The following is a 24,057-nucleotide window of genomic DNA, read 5'->3' on the forward strand; positions in this document are numbered from 1 at the left end:
GAAAAGTCCTTAGCGCGTGCCGCCGCTCTGCTTGAGAAAGTTGGCGAACAGCTCGTAGCCCTGCTCGGTCAGGATTGATTCAGGGTGAAACTGCACCCCTTCGATGTTCAGTGTCTTGTGACGCAGGCCCATGATCTCGTCGACCGAACCGTCTTCCAACTGGGTCCAGGCGGTCAGTTCCAGGCATTCAGGCAAGGTGTCACGCTTGACCACCAGCGAGTGGTAACGGGTCACCGTCACCGGCATGTTCAGGCCTTGGAATACACCAAGGTCCTTATGAAACACCGGGCTGGTCTTGCCATGCATCACCTGACGCGCACGCACCACATCGCCGCCAAACGCCTGACCAATGGACTGGTGACCCAGGCACACGCCCAGGATCGGCAGCTTGCCGGCGAAATACTGGATGGCTTCCAGCGAGATACCCGCCTCGGTCGGCGTGCAAGGGCCAGGCGAAACCACAATGCGCTCAGGGTTCAGGGCGGCGATTTGCGCAACGGTGAGTTCATCATTGCGCACCACCTTGACATCCGCGCCCAGCTCGCCCAGGTACTGCACAACGTTGTAGGTAAAGGAATCGTAGTTATCAATCATCAGCAACATGTGGGTTCAAACCTCTTGAATTCACTGATTTCAAATGACCGCCTTCCAGAAGGGTAACCCGCTGCCAAACGCACGTTCCGGTTGCCGGGGTTGGCCGGCAAGGGGCGTCAGACACAGGGTGAAGAAGGCAAATCGGTACAGGTCCGGCCAGGCCGGCAGAGAAAAATGTCAGGCGCGCCAACGCCAACGGGCGTGTGCCTTGACTACTCGCATCAAGAGTTTGCTGATGATCAACACGGGGAGGGTCTCATTCATACATTCAGGCACAGTAACGTAGCCTCGCCAGCGGTGCAATATGGAGCAGCAAATACGGGGGCCTGCGTAGACGCATTCCGCATATCTCTAAAGAAAATGCCGGAAGTTTTGCTAGTGTTTCGTTTCCTGCATAAAAACAACCAAATGGAATTCTCATGCTCAAACCAGCGTTTTTCACACCCCTTGCCGGCTGCCTCTTGGCACTGGCCTGCACCCAAACCTTTGCCGCCCCGTCACCTTATTCAGCCATGGTGGTTTTCGGCGACAGCCTGGCCGATGCAGGCCAGTTCCCCGATGGTTCGAATGGCTCGACACTACGTTTTACCAACCGGACAGGTCCAAACTTCCAGGGTGAGTACGGCCTGGTTTCATCAACCCTGTTGGGCACCAAACTGGGTGTGGCCCCCAACGACTTGAATGCCTCCACCTCACCGGTTCGGGCGGCCCAAGGCTTGCCAGATGGAAGCAACTGGGCGGTCGGTGGCTACCGCACCGATAACATCCTGGACTCTATTACCTCGGTCTCCAACGCCGCGATCCCACCCGGAAATCCTGGCGGTGGCACAGTGTTGCGCAGTCGCCAGGGCTATCTACCGGCTAACGGCGGACGAGCCGACCCGAACGCGCTCTACTTCCTTTCCGGTGGTGGCAATGACTTCCTTCAGGGCCGCGTGCTCAGCCCCGCGCAAGCAGTCGCCGCCGGCGGGAGACTGGCCGACAGTGCCCAAGTGCTGCAGCAAGCCGGTGCGCGTTACATCATGGTGTGGATGCTGCCCGACCTGGGGCTGACGCCCGCCATCAACGGCACCCCACAGCAGGCCGCGACCTCTGCCCTGAGCAATATTTTCAACCAATCGCTGGTACAGCGCCTGTCGCAAATCGATGCCCAGGTTATTCCACTGAACATCCCGCTGCTATTGAACGAAGCCTTCGCCGATCCTGCGCGCTTCGGCCTCGCAACCGGGCAAAACCTGACCGCCACCTGCTTCAGCGGCAACAGCTGCACCGCCAACCCGGTCTATGGCATCGGCGGTACCAACCCGGACCCGACCAAGCTGGTCTATAACGACTCGGTCCACCCCACCGTAGCCGGGCAACAGCTGATCGCCGACTATGCTTACTCGCTGCTCGCAGCGCCCTGGGAGCTGACCTTGCTGCCGGAAATGGCCCAAGGCACGTTGCGCGCCCATCAGGACGAACTACGCAACCAATGGCAAGCAGACAACGGCCACTGGCAAGCCGTCGGCCAATGGCGCGCAATCGTGGCCGGCGGCGGTCAGCGCCTGGACTTCGATGATCAGAGCAGTTCAGCCAGTGGTGACGGCAGCGGCTATAACCTGAATATCGGTGGCAGCTACCGGCTTGATGACAATTGGCGTGTGGGCGTTGCAGCCGGCCTGTACCGGCAGACACTCGAAGCCGAGGCCAGCGACTCGGACTACAAGCTCAACAGCTACATGGGCACGGCATTCGCGCAATATCAGCACAATCAATGGTGGGCCGACGCCGCGTTAACGGGTGGCAAGCTGGACTTCGACAGCCTCAAACGCAAGTTCGCCCTGGGCGTCAACGAAGCGTCCGAGAAAGGCGACACCGACGGTTGGCTCTGGGCCTTGAGCGCTCGCTTGGGTTACGACCTTGCTGCACCGGGTAGCGATTGGCACCTGTCACCCTTCGTCAGCGCCGATTACGCACGCGTCGAAGTGAATGGCTACTCGGAGAAAAACAGTCGCTCCACCGCACTGACCTTTGATGACCAACAACGCGACTCCAGGCGCCTGGGCGTCGGCCTGCAAGGTAGCTACCGCATCACCCCGCAAACCCAGGTATTTGGCGAAGTGGCCCACGAGCATGAGTTCGAAAATGACACCCAGAAGGTGAACATTTCGCTCAACAGTGTTCAGGGGATCGACTTCAAGCTGGACGGCTACACGCCTCGCAGCAACTCTGACCGTTTGAGCCTTGGGGTCAGCCACAAACTGACTCAGGAGCTGGCGTTGCGGGCGGCATATAACGTGAGGAAGGATGACAACCTGACCCAGCAAGGGGTCAATGTGGGGGTGAGTCTGGATTTCTAAATACCACGCAAAACAAATGTGGGAGCTGGCTTGCCTGCGATGGCGGTGGATCAGTCACTGAATATCTCGACTGATACACCGCCATCGCGGGCAAGCCCGCTCCCACACTTTTTATTCCAGCTTTAGTCTTGTGGGGTTTGCTCTGCCAGCGCCACAGCACGAAACATCGCCCGGCGCTTGTTCAAGGTTTCTTCCCACTCAAGGGCCGGCACCGAGTCCGCCACAATCCCGCCACCGGCCTGTACATGCAGTTCGCCATCCTTGATCACCGCGGTGCGGATCGCGATCGCAGTGTCCATATTGCCGTTCCAGGCGAAGTAACCGACGGCACCGCCATACACGCCACGCTTGACCGGCTCCAGTTCGTCGATGATTTCCATCGCACGGATTTTCGGTGCGCCCGACAAGGTGCCCGCCGGCAAAATCGCGCGCAGTGCATCCATCGCCGTCAGCCCGGCCTTCAGTTCGCCAGTCACGTTGGACACGATGTGCATCACGTTGGAGTAGCGCTCAATGACCATCTTCTCGGTCAACTTCACCGAACCGATTTCTGAAACACGCCCGGTGTCATTGCGCCCCAGGTCGATCAGCATCAGGTGCTCGGCGATTTCCTTGTCATCGCTGAGCAGGTCTTCTTCCAGCGCCAGGTCTGCCTCTTCGGTTGCGCCACGTGGGCGTGTGCCGGCAATCGGGCGTACGGTGATCAGGTTATCTTCGACACGCACCAGCACTTCCGGCGAGCTGCCCACCACGTGGAAGTCGCCAAAGTTGAAGAAGTACATATACGGCGTCGGGTTGAAGCACCGCAGCGCACGGTACAGGTCGATCGGCGCGGCCTTGAAGTCGATGGACATGCGTTGTGACGGCACCACTTGCATGCAGTCACCGGCGAGGATGTATTGCTTGATGGTATCGACTGCGCGCTCGTAGTCATCCTGCGTAAAGCTGGAGCGAAACACCGGGTCGGCCGCGGGTGGGCGACTCAGGTCGAGGCCGCGACGCGGGGTGATCGGCTGGCGGAGTTTTTCCAGCAGCTCCTGCAGACTGGCCTGGCCTTGCTCGAAGGCATCCGCTTGAGCAGGGTCGGCAAGGACAATCGCATGCATCTTGCCGGCAAGGTTGTCGAACACCACTACTGCGTCGGAGACCATCAGCAAAATGTCCGGCACACCCAATGGGTCTGGGTTCGGACATTTCCCAAGACGCTTTTCGACATAGCGCACGCAGTCATAGCCGAAATACCCCACCAGGCCACCATTGAAACGCGGCAGGCCGGCAATGGTCGGTACGTTGTAGCGCGCCTTGAAAGCTTCGACGAAGGCCAGCGGGTCTTCAACGTCATGGCTTTCGATCTCTACGCCATCGTGGGTGATGCTGACATGATGGTCGTGCACGCGCAGCACTGTGCGGCATGGCAGGCCGATGATCGAGTAACGGCCCCATTTCTCGCCGCCCTGTACCGATTCGAGCAGGTAAGAGTTGGGCGCATCGGCAAGCTTCAGATAAATCGACAACGGCGTGTCGAAGTCGGCCAGGGTTTCGCAGGCCAGGGGAATACGGTTATAGCCGGCAGCGGCCAAACGCAGGAATTCTTCACGGATCATGGGGGAGCCTCGTGGCTTGAGGGTCAAACGGTCAGGTAGGCAAACGTGCCGCAGCGCGGCGAGAATCAGTCAGGCGCGCCAACGCCAGCGGGCCAGGGCCTTGATGACTTTCATCCAGAGTTTGCGAGTGACCACCACGATGGCGTTTCCAGAAGGGGACGGATCAATGTCGGGCAACGTTATCTCAGCGCCCGCTCCCAGGCAACCGGGGATTAGCAGGCGCAGATCATCAATCACCAGCGCCGGCGACTCTTCGGCAATCGGGCGCCCGTGGTTGTAGCCGTAGCTCAAGGCTACGCACTGTACGCCTGCAGCTTTTGCCGCCAGTACATCACTGCGCGAATCGCCGACAAACAATGACTGGGACGCCGGGATATTCGCCATTTTCATCACAAAGAACAGTGCGGCCGGGTCAGGCTTCTTCTGCGGCAAGGTATCACCACCGATGATCCAGCGAAAATAACGGCCGATTTTCATCTGGTCCAACAGCGGCGCGACAAAGCGCTCCGGCTTGTTGGTGATCAAGGCCATTTCCACACCCTGCTTGCTCAGCCATTTGAGAGTGTCACGCACGCCGGGGTAGACCACGGTGAGTTCGTGGCCGTTTTCGTACGCGACATTGAACAGCTCCAGAGCGTGCTCGGCTTCCACCTCATCGACACCCGAAGCGTCGATATTGTTGGCCAGGGCCCGGCGCACCAGCATCGGCGCGCCGTTGCCGACCCACTCACGCACCGACTCGATCCCCGCCGGCTTGCGCCCCAGTTTGAGCAGCATCTGGTCCACCGCCGCTGCCAGGTCAGGCACCGAGTCGATCAGCGTACCGTCCAGATCGAACATCACCAGCCGTGGCAGCTTGCCGGGGAACAGCTGCTCGAAGCCGCTCATGGACGCGTCAGCGCCAGTTCGGCACGCATCGTGTCGATGACGGCCTGGTAGTCCGGTGCGTTGAAGATCGCCGAGCCTGCCACGAAGGTATCGGCGCCGGCGGCAGCGATTTCACGAATATTGTTGACGTTGACCCCGCCGTCGATCTCCAGGCGGATATCGCGCCCTGAGGCGTCGATCAGCGCTCGCGCTTCACGCAGCTTGTTCAGGGTGCCCGGGATGAATTTCTGCCCGCCGAAACCTGGGTTGACGCTCATCAGCAGCACCATGTCGACCTTGTCCATCACGTACTCAAGTACGTTCAGCGCAGTGGCCGGGTTGAACACCAGGCCCGCCTTGCAGCCGCCTTCGCGGATCAGTTGCAGGGTGCGGTCGACGTGCAGCGTGGCTTCCGGGTGGAAGGTAATGTAGGTCGCGCCGGCCTCGATGAAGTCACCGATGATGCGGTCCACGGGGCTGACCATCAGGTGGGCGTCGATCGGCGCGGTGATGCCGTATTTGCGCAGCGCTGCGCAGACCATCGGGCCTATGGTCAGGTTGGGTACGTAGTGGTTGTCCATGACATCGAAGTGCACGAAGTCGGCACCCGCGGCCAACACCTTGTCCACTTCCTCACCCAGGCGGGCGAAGTCGGCGGAGAGAATCGATGGAGCAATGACGAAGGGCTGCATGACGCACCTTTTTTGAGCTAAATCACGATGGCGCGCATTGTATACCTCATGCTTTGCTGCGCGCACCGTGACCTACCTCAACGGTTAGTAAGCCGCCCGGTAGATTTTCTCGATATCGGCCGCGCTGAGCTGACGCGGGTTATTGCGCATCAGACGCTCAATGCCCGCAGCTTCCGTGGCCATGGCCGCAATGGCGTCTTCGGGCACCCCGAAACTGCGCAGCCCGGCGGGGATCTCGACGGCGGCGCATAGTCGCGTCATTGCCTCCACGGCCTGGTCGGCAGCCTCGTTGACACTCAGCCCCGTCACATTCACGCCCATGGCTTGGGCAATATCCTGCATACGTTCGACGCAGGCCAACTTGTTCCAATGCATGACGTACGGCAGCAACAGCGCATTGCTCACACCATGGGCAATATTGAAACGCCCGCCCAACGGGTAAGCCAGCGCATGCACGGCACCGACTCCGGCATTCCCGAATGCCATGCCGGCCATGAGGCTGGCAGTAGCCATGTCATCACGGGCCTGCAGGTTGGCCGGGTTGGCGTAAGCCTTGGGCAGCGCGTTGGCAATCAGCTTGATGGCGCCGATGGCCAGGGCGTCGGTGATCGGCGAGGCGTTCAGTGACAGATAGGACTCAATGGCATGCACCAAGGCGTCCACACCACTGGCCGCGGTGACACTGCGCGGGCAGGTCAGAGTCATTTGCGGGCTGATCAGCGCGACATCCGGCAGCAGGTAGTCGCTGACGATGCCTTTTTTCAGCTGTGCGGCCTTGTCGGAGAGGATCGCCACATTGGTCACCTCCGAACCGGTGCCCGCCGTGGTCGGGATGGCGATCAGCGGCGGGCCCTTGCGCGGCACCTGGTCGACCCCGAACAAATCCGCCAGCGCACCGTGGTAGCCGGCATACGCCGCCACGCTCTTGGCGATATCGATGGCGCTGCCGCCGCCCACACCAATGAGGCCGTCATGCCCGCCTTCGCGGTACGCACGCATGCAGTCTTCGACGATGGCGATTTCCGGGTCGGGCAGTACGCGATCGAAGATTTCGTAAGCACGATCGCCCAGCTGTTCGAGGGCCAGGGCCACGGTGCCAGACTTGACCAGGGCCGCATCAGTAACGATCAGCGGGTTATCCACGTCCAGCCGGGTCAGTTCCGCGGCCAATTGCTCGATGGCGCCCGCGCCGGTCAGCAGTTTATGGGCGATCTTGAATGAGGAAGTACTCATGTGCGCGGCCTCTTATGAATGATGGGCTGGCACAAGAATAGCTGCCCATCGCGTGTTGTCTGCCATTCACTGGTTGAATGGTCATCGCCGATAACCTGCTGGCAGAAAACCACGCCCCACATCACTGACAAATACTGACCAACCCATTAGGCTGCTCACATCACTTATGGCCGGAAATTAACGATGCTTTTTCTCCACCGTTCGGCACTGCCAACGTTGTGCCTGTCGCTACTATGTGCCAGCGCCCTGCCTGTTCACGCCTCCGACGCGCCCGCGCCCGCTGCCGAAAAACCTGCTGAGCGCCAACCTCTGCCCGAGCGCAGCCAGTCGCAAGCCAGCGCTCTGGAGCGCCAGATTCCGCAACCGGAACAACAACAGCTGCAAGCCGGTAGCGATTCGTTCCTGGCCCTGTGGAAACCCGCCAACGGCGCAGAGGCCGAAGGTGTGGTGATTATCGTACCGGGCGCCGGGGAGAACGCCGACTGGCCGCAAGCAATCGCCCCCTTGCGGCGCAAGTTACCGGATGCGGCCTGGGGCACCTTGAGCCTGTCACTGCCGGACGTAAATGTAGACACCTTGCCGCCACGGGTCATCGAACCGCCAAAAGCTGCGGTCGACACCAGCAGCAAGGACGGCAGCACGGCTGCCAAACCTGTCGAACAGGCCGCCAGCGCCGAGGCCGAAGGCACTGATCCGGCGGTGGTGCCGGATGCGGATGAACAGGACAAGACCGACGCCAAGCGCATCTTCGACCGCATCGACGCCGCCGTCGCCTTCGCCCAGACCCAAAGCGCCCGCAGTGTGGTGCTGCTCGGCCACGGCACCGGTGCCTGGTGGGCCGCACGTTACCTGAGCGAGAAACAGCCATCCCAGGTGCAGAAGCTGATCATGGTGGCCGGGAAGACGCCGGCGGCTCGCCAACCGGACCTGCAACAACTGGCGCCGAGCTTGAAGGTGCCCACGGCGGATGTGTTTTATCAAGACACACCCCAGGAACGCAAAAACGCGCAGGAGCGTATCCAGGCGGCCAAGCGCTCGAAGAATGACGGTTACAAGCAGGTATCGCTCACGGCGTTGCCCGGCAATAGCGCAGCAGAGCAGGAACAGTTGTATCGGCGGGTTCGCGGATGGCTCAGCCCGCAGGGCGGCGCAGACTGATCATGTCTTCGAACCTGTTGCAGAAACAATGTGGGAGGGGCCTCTCAGGCCGATAGCCTCAGCGAAAATCCCGACGCTCGCGAATCAACGCGTAAGCGTTATGCAGCTCCCGGGTGCGTTCGGTGGCTTCACGCACTTGTGCAGGGCTGGCGCCCGTGCCGGCGATCTTGTCCGGGTGGTGGCGGCTGAGGAGGCGACGGTAGGCGCGTTTGATCACCGAGGGCTCAGTGGTCGCCGTCACACCCAGAACCCGCAACGCCTCCTGATAGGCTCCACCACGATTGGCCAGCGGCTTGCGCTGCGGCGCGTAATCGGTTGCCAGTGCCTGGAGTTGTTGCGGCGTCCAGCCCAGCCATTTGCCCCACAGGTCGATCAGGTCGCGCTCGGCGTCATCCGCCCGCCCGTCCGCCCAGGCCATGCGCCAACAGGCACGTAGCACGCCTTCCGCCGCATGGGGTTGCGCCTTGAGCACACGCAGGTAGCTGCGCACACGGTCGCTGCCAGACTTGCCCCGGTTGAAGGCGCTGATAGCGCGACGCTGGGCCGGCTCGGACATATCCAAGGCGCGCATCTCCTGACGCGCCTGCTGGATATGCCCATCCACAACCCGGCCGTTACTCTTGGCCAACCGCCCCAACAGCACAAACAACAGTTCGTCGTTGCGCAACGCCGGGCGCCCGCCCAGGCGTTCGCGCAACTGCGCCCAACTGTGCAGTTGCAGGCGACGATCCAGCGCCTGCCCCAGCAATGCACCCAACAAGGCCCCCGGAATACTGGCAATGGCAAAGCCAGCCCCGGCGCCGATCAGCGTCCCTGGCCACAACATCCTACTGCTCCGCTGTCAGCAAGGTTTCGACTTGCGCCAGACGCTTCAGCGTCCCGACATCCACCCAGCGTCCCGTCATGTGCTCCCCCGTTACCAGACCTTTAGCCATGGCCGCACGCAACAGCGGCGCCAACTTGAAGGCACCGGCGCTGCAACCCGCGAACAATTTGGGGTCGAGCACTGAAATGCCACTGAAGGTCAGGTTATCGGCACCGGGCGCGGCATCATGAAGCAGACCTTTATCCAGGTAGAAATCCCCGCCTGACGGGTGGTGCTCAGGGTTGTCGACCATCACCAAGTGCGCCAGGCCCTGGATCGGCTGCCCGAGGCGGGTAAAATCGTAGTCAGTCCAGATATCGCCATTGACCACCAGGAAGGGGTCATCCCCCAGCAGCGGCAACGCCTGGAATATCCCGCCCCCCGTTTCCAGCGGCTCCCCCTCCGGCGAGTAGCGGATGCGCAGCCCGAACTGGGCGCCGTCACCCAAGTACTTCTCAATTTGCTGGCCTAGCCAGGCATGATTGATCACGATCTCGGTAAAGCCGGCCTTCGCCAAAGCTTCAAGGTGATACTCGATCAACCGCTTGCCGCCGGCTTGCACCAGCGGCTTGGGCGTATGCAGGGTGAGCGGACGCATGCGCTCGCCCTTGCCCGCCGCAAGGATCATCGCCTTCATACAATGGCCTCGGCGGGCTGGCGCAGGCTGGCGAGCAGTTCGCCCAGTTCGCTCAACTCGGGTCGGTCGGCGAGCACCGCGTCTATATAAGCAAAGAAACGCGGCACGTCGGCCAGGTAGCGCGGTTTGCCGTCACGGTGGCAAATACGCGAAAAAATACCGATGACCTTGAGATGACGCTGCACGCCCATCAGGTCGCTGGCGCGCAGAAAGTCTTCGAAGTCGTCCTGCACCGGGATCCCCAACTGCCCGGCGCGCTGCCAGTAGCCGTGCTGCCATTCACGCACACGCGCCTGGGGCCAACTGAGGAAGGCGTCCTTGAACAGGCAGGTAATGTCATAAGTCACCGGGCCGTAGACTGCATCTTGAAAATCCAGTACGCCGGGGTTCGGCTCACTGATCATCAGGTTGCGCGGCATATAGTCGCGATGCACCAGCACCTTGGGCTGCGCCAGGGCACTGTCGATCAATTTTTCGCTGACGCGTTGCCAGAGGGCTTGTTGCTCAGCGTCGAAGTCGATCCCCAGGTGACGGCGCACATACCATTCCGGGAATAATTCAAGCTCGCGACGCAACAAGGCCACGTCGTAGCTGGGCAATGGTGCGTCCATCGGCAATTGCTGGAAAGCCAGCAGCGCATCGATGGCATCGGCAAATAATTGATCGGCATTTTCAGCGTCAATCACATCCAGATAGGTTTTTCTGCCCAGGTCATTGAGCAAAAGAAAGCCACGAGGCAAGTCTTCTGCATAAATTTTTGGCACATTTATTCCTGATTTCGCCAGCAAATGCGCGATATCGACGAAAGGTTTGCAGTTTTCCTGGGGGGGTGGCGCGTCCATTACGACGAACGTATGGGCACCGCCCTCCCACCGGAAGTAACGCCTGAAACTCGCGTCGCTGCTGGCCGCGGTCAATGTGGCCGGGGGTACGGGGCCCCAGTCCTGAGCGTTGAAGAGGATCGGCAACTGCTCATCCAGCCAGACTTCCAGCTGTTGTAAACGTAGATCTTGCTCGGGCATTACAAGGGTCTCCGACGGCGCTAGCCGTCAAGCGGGGCATGCTTTATTATCACGCATCTTTTTCAGACCATCGAGAGGCGTGCGGCCCAAACCGCGGGCAGATGGCACGCAGGAAGCCCGGACTAATAAGATGGCATTGAAATCCCCCGCGTTTCGTAGAAAATTTCCGTTGCTGGTAACCGGCAGTCTGCTGGCCTTGCAACCTTTCGCCACCTCATTCGTGGTCGCCGCGGAACAGTATGACTGCTCAGTCTCTGCTTCGGGTGCCTGGGATTGCGCGCCGAAGACCGCCGCAGCCCCATTGCCACCGCGCCCGGTGCATGACGGTTCTGCCGTCAGCTCGGCCAACGGCACGCCGCAAGGCAAGGCTGGCGGCAGCGTCGACGCCGAGCCCAAGACCGTGCTGGTCACCGAATCCAAGGGCCGTGGCCTGCGCTCGCGCAGCGCCGACTACAGCCACCTGGACTGGGTGCCTCGCGACAAGCTGACTGCAGCGCAGCTGGCCGAGACCGGCCCTTACTGCGGCGGCGCCTACATCGAGCCGACTCGTCCTGGCATGAACGACAAGACGGACAAGAGCGATGCGCCGACCTTCATCGGTGCCAAGGCCTCGCGTTACGAGCAGGAACAGCAGGTCGCCACCCTGGCCGGTGACGTGGTCATGCGCCAGGGCAGCATGCAGCTTGAAGCGGACGAAGCCAGCCTGTACCAGGCCGAGAACCGTGGCGAGCTGAACGGCAAGGTGCGACTGCGCGACAACGGCGCGCTGATCGTGGGCGACCATGCCCAGGTCCAGCTCGACACCGGCGCCGCCCAGATCGACAACGCCGAATACGTGATGCACAAGTCGCGCATTCGCGGTAACGCCCTGTACGCCAAGCGTGCCGAGAACGCGATCATCCGTCTCAAGGACGGTACGTACACCACCTGCGAGCCGGACAGCAACGCCTGGCAGCTCAAGGGCAACAACATCACGTTGAACCCGGCCACCGGTTTCGGTACGGCCACCAACGCGACGTTGCGGGTCAAGAACATCCCGATCCTGTACACCCCGTACATCTACTTCCCGATCGACGACCGTCGTCAATCCGGCTTCCTGCCGCCGAGCTTCAGCACCGGCAGCGAGACTGGCTTTACGCTGGTAACGCCGTACTACTTCAACCTGGCACCGAACTACGATGCCACGTTGTACCCGCAATACATGACCAAGCGCGGCTTGTTGATGGAGGGCGAATTCCGCTACCTGACCAAGTCGAGTGAAGGGCAGTTTGGTGGGGCGTATCTCAATGATGATAGCGACGAGCGGAAGAAGCAGACCGATTACGAAAAAACCCGTTATATGCTCAATTGGCAGCATAAGGGTGGGTTGGATTCGCGCCTGACGACTCAGGTCGATTACACCAAGATCAGTGATCCTTTCTACTTCCAGGACTTGAAGTCGTATCAGGAAGGCGTTGAGAGCCAGGACTACCTGAATCAGCAAGGCTCGGTGACCTACCGTGGTGACAGCTATCAAGCTCGCGTGAATCTGCAGTCGTATCAATTGGCGACGATTTCGCAGATCACTCCGTATGACCGTTTGCCGCAGATCACCTTCAATGGTCAACTGCCGTATCACCCGGGTGGGCTCAACTTCTCCTACGAGACTGAAGCCGTAAGATTTGACCGAGACCTTCGAAAGGGTAATGTGGTCAATGAAGACGGCGGGCCGTTCAACGAAGATGGCACCATCGGTGAACGACGCCTGGATACCTACGTAAACGGCCTGACCCGTGCAAACGGAACACGCTTGAACGTAGCTCCCGCTGTCGAGTACCCAATGAACTGGAGCTATGGCTTCATTACGCCGAAACTCAAGTACGTCTATACCAAATATGATCTTGACCTCGATAGCATAGGCAAGGGTGACATTGTCCGCGCGCAACAGGCTGCTGCTCAGCCTGGCGCAGCCCCTTATGCCGGCGGCGTGTTCAAAAGTTCACAAGATCGTGCAGTCCCGATCGCCAGCATCGACAGCGGCCTCTACTTTGACCGCACCACCAATTGGTTCGGCAAGGACTACAACCAGACCCTTGAGCCTCGCGCCTTCTATCTTTACGTACCAAACAAAGATCAAAGCGATATTCCGGTCTTCGATACGGGTGAGTACTCGTTCAGCTACTCCTCCCTGTTCCGCGATAATCGTTTCAGCGGGTCAGACAGGATCGGTGATGAGAATAAGCTTTCCCTGGGCGTAACCAGCCGCTGGATCGAAGAAAACGGCTTTGAACGCCAGCGTGTTTCCGTCGGTCAGGCTGTGTACTTCAAGGATCGCGAAGTCCAACTGCCGGGTGTATTGGCCGCTGATCGCGACGATGCACGCTCAAACGTCTCGCCTATCGCTCTGGAATACGCGTTCCGCTTCAACCGCGATTGGCGTGCAACAGCCGACTACAACTGGGACCCGGAAAGCCACGCCCCTCGTTCGGGCAGCGCGATGTTCCACTACCAGCCGGAAGACAACCCGAACAAGGTCGTCAACCTCGGCTATCGCTATCGCAACGACCAGGTGGTCTACAACCAGCTGACCGGCAAATGGCAGTTTGGTGGTGATTACGGCCAACCAAGTGATCCGAACTATGTGAAGGATTACTACAAAATCCAGCAACACGACTTCTCGATGATGTGGCCGATCATTCCTCAGTGGAACCTGATCACCCGCTGGCAGTATGACTATGCCCGCAACCGCACCCTGGAAGCCTTCGGTGGTTTCGAGTACGACAACTGCTGCTGGAAACTGCGCGTCATCAATCGCTATTGGGTTTCCAACGACGAATACAGCCAGATCGCCCCGCTTAACGAAAAGGGTGACCACGGGCTCTTCTTCCAGATCGTCCTTAAAGGACTCGGCGGCCTGACCGGCGCCAAGGTAGAGAGCTTCCTCGACAAAGGCATTGAAGGTTATCGTGAACGTGAAGACAAAGCTTTCTGAGTGTTTGCGCCCGCTAGTGCTGGGCGCGCTGTTCCTGGGTACTGTTTCGGCACACGCCGCGGTTCAACAGCTGGATAAAGTAGCGGCCATTGTCGACAACGACGTGATCATGCAGAGCCAGCTGGACCAACGGGTCAAGGAAGTTCAGCAAACCATCGCCAAGCGTGGCGGTGGTGTGCCGCCGACCAGCGTCCTGGAACCCCAGGTGCTGGAACGCCTGATCGTTGAAAACCTGCAACTGCAGATCGGCGAACGTTCCGGCATCCGGATTTCGGACGAAGAACTGAACCAGGCCGTCGGCACCATCGCTCAACGCAACAACATGAGCATTGATCAGTTCCGCGCCGCGCTGGCTCACGATGGCTTGTCCTATGAGGACGCCCGCGACCAGATCAAGCGCGAGATGATCATCAGCCGTGTGCGCCAGCGCCGTGTGGCCGAACGGGTCCAGGTATCGGAGCAGGAAGTGAAGAACTTCCTGGCCTCGGACCTTGGCAAGATGCAGCTCTCCGAAGAACTGCACCTGGCCAATATTCTTATTCCTACCCCTGACGCCGCCAACTCCGAGCAACTGAATGCCGCTGCGGCCAAGACCCAAGCGGTGTACGACCGCCTGAAAGCCGGTGCTGACTTTGCCCAGACCGCCATTGCCGTCTCCGGCAGCGATAACGCACTGGACGGCGGTGACATGGGCTGGCGTAAAGCCGCACAGCTGCCGCCTCCGTTCGATCGCGAGCTGAGCTCCATGGAAGTCGGCGGCATCACCCAACCGGCACGTACCCCAGGTGGCTTCATTATCCTCAAGCTGCTGGGCAAGCGCGGCGGCGAGACCTCGCTGAAAGACGAAGTACACGTTCGTCACATCCTGGTCAAACCAAGCGAAATCCGTACCGAGGCACAAACCAAGGAACTGGCGCAGAAGATCTACGACCGCATCGAAAGCGGTGAAGACTTCGCCACCCTGGCCAAAAGTTTCTCGGAAGACCCTGGTTCTGCCCTTAACGGCGGCGACTTGAACTGGATCGACCCGAAAGCCCTGGTGCCCGAGTTCCAACAGGTCATGGCCGACACACCGCAAGGCGTATTGTCCAAGCCGTTCAAGACTCAATACGGCTGGCATGTCCTGGAAGTCCTTGGCCGTCGCGCCACCGACAACACCAACCAGGCCCGCGAGCAGCAAGCCCTGACCGTGCTGCGTAACCGCAAATACGACGAAGAGCTGCAAACCTGGTTGCGTCAGATCCGTGACGAAGCCTACGTAGAGAACAAGCTGCCAGGCGCCGAGCAAACAGGCACCGACCAGGCAACCCAGTGAAACCCCAGCGTTTCGCGGTGACACCCGGCGAGCCGGCCGGCATTGGTCCAGACCTGTGCCTGCTGCTCGCCTCGCAACCTCAGCCACACCCCCTGATTGCCATTACCAGCCGCGACCTGCTCCTTGAGCGGGCCGCGCAGTTGGGCGTGGCTGTCAACTTGCTGGAAGTGGCACCGGGCAATTGGCCGGACCTGCCCGCCCCGGCCGGCAGCCTGTATGTATGGGACACCCCTTTACAGGCCAAGGTGGTCGCCGGGCAACTGAACAAGGCCAATGCAGCCTTTGTGCTGGAAACCCTGACACGCGCCGGGCAAGGCTGCATCGACGGCGACTTTGCCGGCATGATCACCGCGCCCGTGCATAAAGGCGTGATCAACGAATCCGGCATCGCGTTTTCCGGCCATACCGAATTCCTCGCCGAGCTGACCCATACCGAACAGGTCGTGATGATGCTGGCGACCCGTGGCCTGCGTGTTGCGCTGGTGACCACGCATCTGCCACTGCGCGATATTGCCGACGCCATCACCGCCGAGCGCATAGAGCGCGTCACGCGCATCCTGCATGACGACCTGCAACACAAATTCGGCATTGCCCGACCGCGTATCCTGGTCTGCGGGCTAAACCCCCATGCCGGTGAAGGCGGCCACTTGGGCCATGAAGAAATCGACATCATTGAACCGACCTTAGAGCGCCTGCGCCAAGAAGGCATGGACCTGCGCGGCCCATTGCCTGCAGACACTCTGTTTACCCCCAAATATCTGGAGCACTGCGACGCAGTGCTGGCGATGTACCACGACCAGGGGCTGCCCGTGCTGAAGTACAAAGGCTTCGGCGCTGCAGTCAACGTGACACTGGGCCTGCCGATCATCCGCACCTCCGTCGACCATGGCACAGCCCTGGACCTGGCGGGCAGCGGCAAGATCGATACCGGCAGCCTGCACGTAGCCCTGGAAACCGCCTATCAGATGGCCGAGACCCGTATATGACTGAGCATTACCAACACCGGGCGCGCAAGCGCTTCGGGCAAAACTTCCTGCACGACGCGGGTGTCATCGATCGCATCCTGCGCTCCATCCACGCCAAGCCAGAAGACCGCCTGCTGGAAATCGGCCCGGGCCAGGGCGCGCTGACCCAAGGCCTGCTGGCGAGCGGCGGGCAGCTGGACGTGGTGGAACTGGACAAGGACCTGATCCCGATCCTGAACCAGCAGTTCGCCGGCAAGCCCAACTTCAACCTGCACCAGGGCGATGCGCTGAAGTTCGACTTCAATAGCCTGAATGCCGCCCCCAATAGTCTGCGGGTGGTGGGCAACCTGCCGTACAACATCTCCACACCGCTGATTTTCCACCTGCTGAACAACGCCGGGATCATCCGCGACATGCACTTCATGCTGCAGAAGGAAGTGGTAGAGCGCCTGGCCGCAGGTCCTGGCGGTGGTGATTGGGGCCGTTTGTCGATCATGGTCCAGTATCATTGCCGCGTGGAGCACCTGTTCAACGTCGGCCCGGGCGCGTTCAACCCGCCGCCGAAGGTTGATTCAGCCATCGTACGCCTGGTGCCGCATGCCGTGCTGCCCCACCCAGCCAAGGATCACAAGCTGCTGGAGCGCGTTGTGCGTGAAGCGTTCAACCAACGCCGCAAGACGCTGCGCAACACGCTCAAGGCCCTGCTGAGCAACGCTGAAATCGAAGCTGCCGGTGTCGATGGCAGCCTGCGCCCCGAACAGCTGGACTTGGCCGCGTTCGTACGCCTGGCTGACCAACTGGCGATTCAGCCTGCTCCGACAGAAGGATAAGGCTCAACGCGATCCAATGTGGGAGGGGGCTTGCTCCCGATAGGGGAGTATCAGTGGATACATTTTCAACTGACACATCGCTATCGGGAGCAAGCCCCCTCCCACATTTGGATCACGTATCTGGCCTAGTGCCCACCTCATGGCCTAGACTGACCCGCATCTGCTGTCCCCTGCTTTTAAGGCCTCTTGCATGTCCGATCCTCGCTATCAGATCGACGTCAGCGTCGTCACCCGCTTCCTGGCGGACCAATCGCAACCCGAACAGAACCGCTTTGCCTTTGCCTACACCGTCACCGTAAAAAACAACGGGTTGGTCCCGGCCAAGCTGCTGTCGCGCCACTGGGTCATTACCGATGGCGACGGCCAGGTCGAGGAAGTGCGTGGAGCAGGCGTTGTCGGCCAGCAACCCTTGATCAACAGCGGCGCCAGCCACACCTACAGCAGCGGCACGGTGATGACCTCCAAGGTCGGCACCATGCAGGGCTCGTATCAGATGAAAGCTACCGACGGTCATTTGTTCGACGCAACGATCAAGCCCTTCCGCCTCGCGGTGCCCGGAGCCCTGCACTGATGGCGACGTACGCGGTCGGCGACCTGCAAGGTTGCCTGGAACCTCTCAAGTGCCTGCTCGAGCGCGTAGCCTTTGACCCCGCAAGCGATCGCCTGTGGCTGGTGGGCGACCTCGTCAACCGCGGCCCCCACTCCCTGGAGACCCTGCGCTATCTCTATAGCCTGCGTGACTCGCTGGTATGCGTACTCGGCAACCACGACCTGCACCTGCTCGCGGCCGGCAATAACATCGAGCGCCTGAAAAAGGGCGACACCCTGCGCGAAATCCTCGAAGCGCCGGACCGCGCCGAGTTGTTCGACTGGCTGCGCCGGCAGAAACTCATGCACTACGATGAGGGCCGCAACATGGCCTTGGTGCATGCAGGCATCCCACCCCAGTGGACGCTGAAAAAAGCCCTCAAATGCGCTGCTGAAGTCCAAAGTGCACTGGCCGATGACACCCTGTACACCACCTACCTGGACGGCATGTACGGCAACGAACCGGTGAAGTGGGACAACGACCTCACGGGCGTAACCCGCCTGCGCGTGATCACCAACTACTTTACGCGGATGCGCTTCTGCACCGCTGAAGGCAAGCTGGACCTCAAGAGCAAGGAAGGCGCCGACACCGCGCTACCCGGCTACAAGCCATGGTTCGCCCATAAGGAGCGCAAGACCCGTGATACGAAGATCATCTTTGGTCACTGGGCCGCCCTGGAAGGCAAATGCGACGAACCCGGCGTGTTCGCCCTCGACACCGGCTGCGTATGGGGCGGCGCCATGACCCTGATGAACATCGACACCGGCGAGCGCTTCGGCTGCCAGTGTGAACCCCCTCTTTCCATTACCCAGCCGGCCGCCGCCAAACCATAGGAGCCCGCCATGACCGAATTCAAACGTATCCCTCCCCAAGAAGCCCAAGCGCTGCGCGAGCAAGGCGCGGTGGTCGTCGATATCCGCGACCAGCCTACCTATGCGGCAGCTCATATCCCCGGCGCCAAGCATCTGGACAACGTCAACATCGCCGACTTCATCCGCGCCGCCGACCTCGATGCGCCGCTGATCGTAGCCTGCTACCACGGCAATTCCAGCCAGAGCGCGGCCGCTTACCTGGTCAGCCAGGGCTTCTCCGACGTCTATAGCCTGGACGGCGGCTTTGAGCTGTGGCGTGGGACCTACCCTTCGGAAATTTCCGAAGGCGATTCGCAATAATTTTTTTCACACCCCGCTACCCCGCGTGACGCTTGGGCTTGCGCCGTTTCTGACGAACGGCGCAGCCAAACTAATTGCGCATCGCGCCTTGACCTCCCGGATTCCGAACTATCCTTAAGCGCAGGCCATCCGAATCAGGGGAGAGCCGGTACACCGGCGTACGGGTCATCGGTAGCGTTTCAGGGTGTTCTGGGGGGAAAACAGCCATTGGCGCGTGTCAATGACTGCCAGCATCCGCTGATTGATCCGGCGTCGGCTCCACGTATCGAGCGAGGTGACGACGTCATGAGTATCTTTAGCCACTTCCAACAACGCTTCGCGTCCACGCAGCAGGAAGAACTCACGCTTCAAGAGTATCTCGAGCTGTGCAAGCAGGACCGCAGCACCTATGCCTCTGCCGCCGAACGCCTGCTATTGGCGATCGGCGAGCCGGAGCTGGTGGAAACCGCCAACAATTCGCGCCTGTCGCGAATATTCTCCAACAAGGTGATCCGCCGCTATCCGGCCTTTGAAGACTTCCATGGCATGGAAGAATGCATCGACCAGATCGTCTCCTACTTCCGCCATGCCGCCCAAGGCCTGGAAGAGAAGAAACAGATCCTTTACCTGCTCGGGCCAGTCGGCGGCGGCAAGTCGTCCCTGGCGGAAAAGCTCAAGCAGTTGATCGAGAAGGTGCCCTTCTACGCGATCAAGGGCTCGCCGGTCTTCGAGTCGCCCCTGGGCCTGTTCAACGCCACGGAAGATGGCGCGATTCTCGAAGAAGACTTCGGTATACCGCGGCGCTACCTCAACACCATCATGTCGCCTTGGGCCACCAAGCGCCTGGCCGAGTTCGGCGGTGATATCAGCCAATTCCGCGTAGTGAAACTCTACCCGTCGATCCTCAACCAGATCGGCGTGGCCAAGACCGAACCGGGCGACGAAAACAACCAGGATATTTCGGCACTGGTGGGCAAGGTCGATATCCGCAAACTCGAAGAATTCCCACAGAACGACGCTGACGCCTACAGCTACTCCGGCGCGCTGTGCCGGGCCAACCAAGGCTTGATGGAGTTCGTGGAGATGTTCAAGGCGCCGATAAAGGTGCTCCACCCACTGCTCACCGCTACCCAGGAAGGCAACTACAACAGCACCGAAGGCCTGGGCGCGATTCCGTTCACCGGGATCCTGCTGGCCCACTCCAACGAATCGGAATGGCACACCTTCCGCAACAACAAGAACAACGAAGCCTTCATCGACCGGATCTATATCGTCAAGGTGCCGTACTGCCTGCGGGTCAGCGATGAGATCAAGATTTACGACAAGCTGCTGTTCAACAGCTCCCTGGCCAAGGCCCACTGCGCACCCGACACGTTGAAGATGCTCGCCCAGTTCACCGTACTGTCGCGCCTCAAGGAGCCGGAGAATTCGAATATCTATTCGAAAATGCGGGTGTATGACGGCGAGAACCTCAAGGACACCGACCCCAAGGCCAAGTCGATCCAGGAGTATCGCGATACAGCGGGCGTCGATGAGGGCATGAATGGCCTGTCGACACGCTTTGCGTTCAAGATCCTGTCCAAAGTCTTCAACTTCGACCCCCACGAGATCGCCGCCAACCCGGTGCATCTGCTGTATGTACTGGAGCAGCAGATCGAACAGGAGCAATTCCAGGCGGAAACCCGCGAACGCTACCTGCGCTTCCTCAAGGAATACCTGGCACCGCGCTACATCGAGTTTATCGGCAAGGAAATCCAGACCGCGTACCTGGAGTCCTACAGCGAGTACGGTCAGAACATCTTCGACCGCTATGTGCTGTACGCCGACTTCTGGATTCAGGACCAGGAGTACCGCGATCCGGAAACCGGCGAAATCCTCAATCGCGTGGCGCTCAACGAAGAGCTTGAGAAGATCGAGAAACCGGCCGGCATCAGCAACCCAAAGGATTTCCGCAACGAAATCGTCAACTTCGTACTGCGCGCCCGTGCCAACAACAATGGCAAGAATCCCACCTGGCTCAGCTACGAGAAGCTGCGGGTGGTCATCGAAAAGAAAATGTTCTCCAACACCGAGGATCTGCTGCCGGTCATCAGCTTCAATGCCAAGGCCAGCAAGGAGGATCAGCAAAAACACAACGACTTCGTCACACGAATGGTCGAGCGCGGCTACACCGACAAACAGGTACGACTGCTCTCCGAGTGGTACTTGCGGGTGCGTAAATCGCAGTAAGGCAGCGACAAGCCAACGCTGCCAGGCATCCGGCCTGGCGGCTGACCGCTTGTCTCTAAGCTTCCAGCTCGCGGCTTGAAGCTTGTAACGTGAAGCTGCCCGGAGGGCTCCCCATGAGCTATGTGATCGACCGACGCCTTAATGGCAAGAACAAGAGCACGGTAAACCGCCAGCGTTTCCTGCGGCGTTACCGTGACCACATCAAAAAGGCCGTAGAAGAAGCCGTCAGCCGCCGCTCCATTACCGACATGGAGCATGGCGAGCAAATCAGCATTCCCGGCCGGGACATCGACGAGCCCGTGCTTCACCACGGGCGCGGCGGCAAACAGACCGTCGTGCACCCCGGCAACAAGGAATTCACCACCGGCGAACACATCCAGCGCCCACAAGGCGGCGGTGGCGGCAAAGGTCCGGGCAAGGCCGGTAATTCCGGCGAAGGCATGGACGAATTCGTGTTCCAGATCACCCAGGAGGAATTTCTCGAATTCATGTTCGAAGACCTGGAGTTGCCCAACCTGGTCAAGCGCAACCTGACCGGCACCGACACGTTCAAGACTGTACGCGCCGGGATCAGCAACGAAGGCAACCCCTCGCGCATCAACATCATCCGCACTTTGCGTTCAGCCCATGCACGACGCATCGCCCTCTCGGGCAGCAGCCGCGCAAAACTGAAGGCGGCCAAGGAAGAGCTGGCGCGTTTGAAGCGTGAAGAACCAGACAACTTCGGCGATATCCAGGAAATCGAGGTAGAAATCGAGAAGCTCAGCGCACGCATTCACCGCGTGCCGTTCCTCGACACCTTTGATTTGAAATACAACCTGCTGGTCAAGCAACCCAACCCCAGCTCCAAGGCCGTAATGTTCTGCCTGATGGATGTCTCCGGCTCCATGACCCAGGCCACCAAGGACATCGCCAAGCGTTTCTTCATCCTGCTGTACCTGTTCCTGAAACGGAACTACGACAAGATTGACGTAGTTTTCATTCGCCATCACACCAGCGCACGGGAAGTGGATGAAGAAGAGTTTTTTTATTCGCGGGAAACCGGCGGCACCATCGTATCCAGCGCCTTGAAGCTGATGCAGGAAATCATGGCCGAGCGCTACCCTGCCAACGAATGGAACATCTACGCTGCACAAGCTTCGGATGGCGACAATTGGAACGACGATTCGCCGATCTGCCGCGACATTCTGATCAACCAGATCATGCCGTTCGTGCAGTACTACACCTATGTTGAAATCACCCCCCGTGAGCATCAGGCCCTGTGGTTCGAATACGAGCGCATCGGCGAAGCCTTTGCCGACACGTTCGCCCAACAGCAACTGGTCTCGGCCGGCGATATCTATCCGGTCTTCCGTGAACTCTTCCAGCGCAGGTTAGTGACATGACCGCCAAAAAAGAGAACAAGCGCCAACCCCTATCCACTGGCTCCGAGTGGACCTTTGAACTGATCCAGGCCTATGACCGGGAAATCAGCCGTATTGCGGCAGGTTATGCCCTGGACACTTACCCCAACCAGATTGAAGTGATCACCGCTGAGCAAATGATGGATGCCTATGCCTCGGTGGGCATGCCGCTGGGTTATCACCACTGGTCCTATGGCAAACACTTCCTCAGCACCGAGAAGTCCTATACGCGAGGCCAGATGGGCCTGGCCTACGAGATCGTGATCAACTCCGACCCGTGCATCGCCTATCTGATGGAAGAAAACACCATCTGCATGCAGGCGCTGGTGGTGGCTCATGCCTGCTATGGACATAACAGTTTCTTCAAAGGCAACTACCTGTTTCGAACCTGGACCGACGCCAGCTCAATCATCGATTACCTGGTGTTTGCCAAGCAGTACATCATGCAATGCGAAGAACGACACGGCATTGATGCGGTGGAAGACCTGTTGGACTCCTGCCATGCACTGATGAATTACGGGGTCGACCGCTACAAGCGTCCCTATCCGATTTCAGCCGAGGAAGAGCGCCTGCGCCAGAAGGAACGCGAGGAGCACCTGCAGAAACAGATCAACGACCTGTGGCGCACCATTCCCAAGCGCGCCGGCAAAAACAACGACAAGGACAATGCACGCTTTCCCGCCGAACCCCAGGAAAACATCCTGTATTTTCTGGAAAAACACGCCCCGCTGCTGGAGCCTTGGCAACGTGAGATTGTGCGTATCGTGCGCAAGATCGCCCAGTATTTTTATCCGCAGCGTCAAACACAGGTGATGAACGAAGGCTGGGCAACATTCTGGCACTACACGCTGATGAACGACCTGTACGACGAGGGCCTGGTCACGGACGGCTTCATGATGGAGTTCCTCACGTCCCACACCAGCGTAGTCTTCCAACCCGGCTTCGACAGCCCGTATTACAACGGCATCAACCCCTATGCCCTGGGGTTTGCCATGTACCGCGATATCCGTCGCATGTGCGAACACCCCACCGAGGAGGATCGTCGCTGGTTCCCGGAGATCGCTGGCAGCGACTGGTTGTCGACCATCAAGTTCGCCATGAGCAGCTTCAAGGACGAGAGTTTCATCCTGCAGTACCTGTCACCTCAGGTGATTCGTGACCTCAAGCTGTTCAGCATTCTGGATGACGACCTGAAAGACGACCTTGTGGTCCCGGCTATCCATGATGAACCCGGCTACCGCATCATTCGCGAAACCCTGGCCGCCCAATACAACCTGGGCAACCGCGAGCCCAACGTGCAGATCTACAGCATCGATGTGCGCGGCGACCGTTCGCTCACCCTGCGTCATCAGCAACACGACCGTAAGCCGTTGGGCGATTCCACCGAGGAAGTGCTCAAGCACCTGCACCGACTGTGGGGGTTTGACATCCACCTGGAGACCCTGCAAGGCGATCAGGTGATGAAAACCCATCATGTGCCCCCGCGCAGCGATCATAACGACAACGACTACGGCCGCTTGGACATGGCCGTCGTTCATCTCTGAAACAGCAAAGCCTCCATTGCTCAGGCACAGGCGTTATCCTGTGCCG

Annotated in this window: 20 protein-coding genes; 12 read left to right on the forward strand and 8 right to left on the reverse strand. The window is 59.8% G+C overall.

What is annotated here, in order from left to right; translation table 11 throughout:
- Positions 1-9 precede the first annotated feature (9 nt).
- Positions 10-603, reverse strand: coding sequence for an aminodeoxychorismate/anthranilate synthase component II (locus FW800_RS24160; protein WP_032879198.1), 594 nt, complete (start codon positions 601-603; stop codon positions 10-12).
- A gap of 410 nt (positions 604-1,013) precedes the next feature.
- On the opposite strand from FW800_RS24160, the gene estP reads away from it, so the two are divergent.
- Positions 1,014-2,936, forward strand: a complete 1,923-nt coding sequence (gene estP / locus FW800_RS24165) for an esterase EstP (RefSeq protein ID WP_446438614.1) — start codon at positions 1,014-1,016, stop codon at positions 2,934-2,936.
- A gap of 122 nt (positions 2,937-3,058) precedes the next feature.
- Here estP and trpE read toward each other — a convergent pair whose 3' ends face one another.
- The 4 genes from trpE to FW800_RS24185 form a co-directional block, all read right to left on the reverse strand.
- Positions 3,059-4,540, reverse strand: a complete 1,482-nt coding sequence (trpE, locus tag FW800_RS24170) for an anthranilate synthase component I (RefSeq protein ID WP_446438615.1) — start codon at positions 4,538-4,540, stop codon at positions 3,059-3,061.
- Positions 4,541-4,609: 69 nt separating this feature from the next.
- A complete protein-coding gene (locus FW800_RS24175) occupies positions 4,610-5,428 on the reverse strand; it encodes a phosphoglycolate phosphatase (protein WP_005792030.1) in 819 nt (272 codons plus the stop codon).
- Positions 5,425-6,099, reverse strand: a complete 675-nt coding sequence (rpe, locus tag FW800_RS24180) for a ribulose-phosphate 3-epimerase (RefSeq protein WP_446438616.1) — start codon at positions 6,097-6,099, stop codon at positions 5,425-5,427. The genes FW800_RS24175 and rpe overlap by 4 nt, the downstream gene beginning before the upstream one ends.
- A gap of 84 nt (positions 6,100-6,183) precedes the next feature.
- Positions 6,184-7,332 carry an iron-containing alcohol dehydrogenase gene (locus FW800_RS24185; protein WP_103735234.1) on the reverse strand — a complete coding sequence of 383 codons (1,149 nt, stop codon included), beginning with the start codon at positions 7,330-7,332 and terminating at the stop codon, positions 6,184-6,186.
- Positions 7,333-7,515: 183 nt separating this feature from the next.
- Between FW800_RS24185 and FW800_RS24190 the strand changes: the two genes are divergently transcribed.
- Positions 7,516-8,490 (forward strand): alpha/beta hydrolase family protein, encoded by a 975-nt coding sequence (locus FW800_RS24190; protein ID WP_446438617.1) that lies wholly within the window; start codon positions 7,516-7,518, stop codon positions 8,488-8,490.
- Between the two features lie 58 nt (positions 8,491-8,548).
- Here FW800_RS24190 and FW800_RS24195 read toward each other — a convergent pair whose 3' ends face one another.
- Genes FW800_RS24195 through FW800_RS24205 form a run of 3 tightly spaced genes read right to left on the reverse strand, consistent with a single transcriptional unit; the run spans position 8,549 to position 11,014 of the window.
- Positions 8,549-9,316 (reverse strand): TerB family tellurite resistance protein, encoded by a 768-nt coding sequence (locus FW800_RS24195; protein WP_078822474.1) that lies wholly within the window; start codon positions 9,314-9,316, stop codon positions 8,549-8,551.
- Between the two features lies 1 nt (position 9,317).
- Positions 9,318-9,992 carry an N-acetylmuramate alpha-1-phosphate uridylyltransferase MurU gene (murU, locus tag FW800_RS24200; protein ID WP_103735236.1) on the reverse strand — a complete coding sequence of 225 codons (675 nt, stop codon included), beginning with the start codon at positions 9,990-9,992 and terminating at the stop codon, positions 9,318-9,320.
- Positions 9,989-11,014 carry an aminoglycoside phosphotransferase family protein gene (locus FW800_RS24205; protein WP_223019018.1) on the reverse strand — a complete coding sequence of 342 codons (1,026 nt, stop codon included), beginning with the start codon at positions 11,012-11,014 and terminating at the stop codon, positions 9,989-9,991. The genes murU and FW800_RS24205 overlap by 4 nt, the downstream gene beginning before the upstream one ends.
- Positions 11,015-11,144: 130 nt before the next feature.
- Between FW800_RS24205 and FW800_RS24210 the strand changes: the two genes are divergently transcribed.
- The 10 genes from FW800_RS24210 (at position 11,145) to FW800_RS24255 (ending at position 24,011) form a co-directional block, all read left to right on the forward strand.
- Positions 11,145-13,985 (forward strand): LPS-assembly protein LptD, encoded by a 2,841-nt coding sequence (locus tag FW800_RS24210; RefSeq protein ID WP_228309042.1) that lies wholly within the window; start codon positions 11,145-11,147, stop codon positions 13,983-13,985.
- The gene (locus tag FW800_RS24215; RefSeq protein ID WP_143508490.1) at positions 13,966-15,300 is read left to right on the forward strand and encodes a peptidylprolyl isomerase; all 1,335 of its coding nucleotides are present in this window, start codon (positions 13,966-13,968) and stop codon (positions 15,298-15,300) included. Before FW800_RS24210 ends, FW800_RS24215 begins: the two co-directional genes overlap by 20 nt.
- A complete protein-coding gene (gene pdxA, locus FW800_RS24220; RefSeq protein WP_078822479.1) occupies positions 15,297-16,286 on the forward strand; it encodes a 4-hydroxythreonine-4-phosphate dehydrogenase PdxA in 990 nt (329 codons plus the stop codon). Before FW800_RS24215 ends, pdxA begins: the two co-directional genes overlap by 4 nt.
- Complete coding sequence (gene rsmA, locus FW800_RS24225; protein WP_005792048.1) at positions 16,283-17,095, forward strand: 16S rRNA (adenine(1518)-N(6)/adenine(1519)-N(6))-dimethyltransferase RsmA; 813 nt, start codon at positions 16,283-16,285, stop codon at positions 17,093-17,095. Before pdxA ends, rsmA begins: the two co-directional genes overlap by 4 nt.
- Before the next feature lie 190 nt (positions 17,096-17,285).
- On the forward strand, positions 17,286-17,666 hold the full coding sequence (apaG, locus tag FW800_RS24230; RefSeq protein ID WP_032879182.1) for a Co2+/Mg2+ efflux protein ApaG: 381 nt from the start codon (positions 17,286-17,288) through the stop codon (positions 17,664-17,666).
- Positions 17,666-18,517 carry a symmetrical bis(5'-nucleosyl)-tetraphosphatase gene (locus FW800_RS24235; protein WP_446438618.1) on the forward strand — a complete coding sequence of 284 codons (852 nt, stop codon included), beginning with the start codon at positions 17,666-17,668 and terminating at the stop codon, positions 18,515-18,517. The genes apaG and FW800_RS24235 overlap by 1 nt, the downstream gene beginning before the upstream one ends.
- Before the next feature lie 9 nt (positions 18,518-18,526).
- Positions 18,527-18,856, forward strand: coding sequence for a thiosulfate sulfurtransferase GlpE (gene glpE / locus FW800_RS24240; RefSeq protein WP_032879179.1), 330 nt, complete (start codon positions 18,527-18,529; stop codon positions 18,854-18,856).
- 285 nt (positions 18,857-19,141) lie between these two features.
- Positions 19,142-21,064 carry a PrkA family serine protein kinase gene (locus FW800_RS24245; protein WP_003194732.1) on the forward strand — a complete coding sequence of 641 codons (1,923 nt, stop codon included), beginning with the start codon at positions 19,142-19,144 and terminating at the stop codon, positions 21,062-21,064.
- A gap of 113 nt (positions 21,065-21,177) precedes the next feature.
- On the forward strand, positions 21,178-22,449 hold the full coding sequence (locus FW800_RS24250; RefSeq protein WP_005792055.1) for a YeaH/YhbH family protein: 1,272 nt from the start codon (positions 21,178-21,180) through the stop codon (positions 22,447-22,449).
- Entirely contained in the window at positions 22,446-24,011 is a 1,566-nt protein-coding gene (locus FW800_RS24255; RefSeq protein WP_005792056.1) for a SpoVR family protein, read from the forward strand. The genes FW800_RS24250 and FW800_RS24255 overlap by 4 nt, the downstream gene beginning before the upstream one ends.
- The last annotated feature ends 46 nt before the right edge of the window (positions 24,012-24,057 follow it).

It is taken from the genome of Pseudomonas sp. 910_23, from assembly GCF_052850795.1.

Coding starts and splice junctions, on each gene's coding strand:
- FW800_RS24160 (WP_032879198.1), bottom strand. CDS start 603: ATGTTGCTGATGATTGATAACTACGATTCCTTTACCTACAACGTTGTG.
- estP (WP_446438614.1), top strand. CDS start 1,014: ATGCTCAAACCAGCGTTTTTCACACCCCTTGCCGGCTGCCTCTTGGCA.
- trpE (WP_446438615.1), bottom strand. CDS start 4,540: ATGATCCGTGAAGAATTCCTGCGTTTGGCCGCTGCCGGCTATAACCGT.
- FW800_RS24175 (WP_005792030.1), bottom strand. CDS start 5,428: ATGAGCGGCTTCGAGCAGCTGTTCCCCGGCAAGCTGCCACGGCTGGTG.
- rpe (WP_446438616.1), bottom strand. CDS start 6,099: ATGCAGCCCTTCGTCATTGCTCCATCGATTCTCTCCGCCGACTTCGCC.
- FW800_RS24185 (WP_103735234.1), bottom strand. CDS start 7,332: ATGAGTACTTCCTCATTCAAGATCGCCCATAAACTGCTGACCGGCGCG.
- FW800_RS24190 (WP_446438617.1), top strand. CDS start 7,516: ATGCTTTTTCTCCACCGTTCGGCACTGCCAACGTTGTGCCTGTCGCTA.
- FW800_RS24195 (WP_078822474.1), bottom strand. CDS start 9,316: ATGTTGTGGCCAGGGACGCTGATCGGCGCCGGGGCTGGCTTTGCCATT.
- murU (WP_103735236.1), bottom strand. CDS start 9,992: ATGAAGGCGATGATCCTTGCGGCGGGCAAGGGCGAGCGCATGCGTCCG.
- FW800_RS24205 (WP_223019018.1), bottom strand. CDS start 11,014: ATGCCCGAGCAAGATCTACGTTTACAACAGCTGGAAGTCTGGCTGGAT.
- FW800_RS24210 (WP_228309042.1), top strand. CDS start 11,145: ATGGCATTGAAATCCCCCGCGTTTCGTAGAAAATTTCCGTTGCTGGTA.
- rsmA (WP_005792048.1), top strand. CDS start 16,283: ATGACTGAGCATTACCAACACCGGGCGCGCAAGCGCTTCGGGCAAAAC.
- apaG (WP_032879182.1), top strand. CDS start 17,286: ATGTCCGATCCTCGCTATCAGATCGACGTCAGCGTCGTCACCCGCTTC.
- FW800_RS24235 (WP_446438618.1), top strand. CDS start 17,666: ATGGCGACGTACGCGGTCGGCGACCTGCAAGGTTGCCTGGAACCTCTC.
- glpE (WP_032879179.1), top strand. CDS start 18,527: ATGACCGAATTCAAACGTATCCCTCCCCAAGAAGCCCAAGCGCTGCGC.
- FW800_RS24245 (WP_003194732.1), top strand. CDS start 19,142: ATGAGTATCTTTAGCCACTTCCAACAACGCTTCGCGTCCACGCAGCAG.
- FW800_RS24250 (WP_005792055.1), top strand. CDS start 21,178: ATGAGCTATGTGATCGACCGACGCCTTAATGGCAAGAACAAGAGCACG.
- FW800_RS24255 (WP_005792056.1), top strand. CDS start 22,446: ATGACCGCCAAAAAAGAGAACAAGCGCCAACCCCTATCCACTGGCTCC.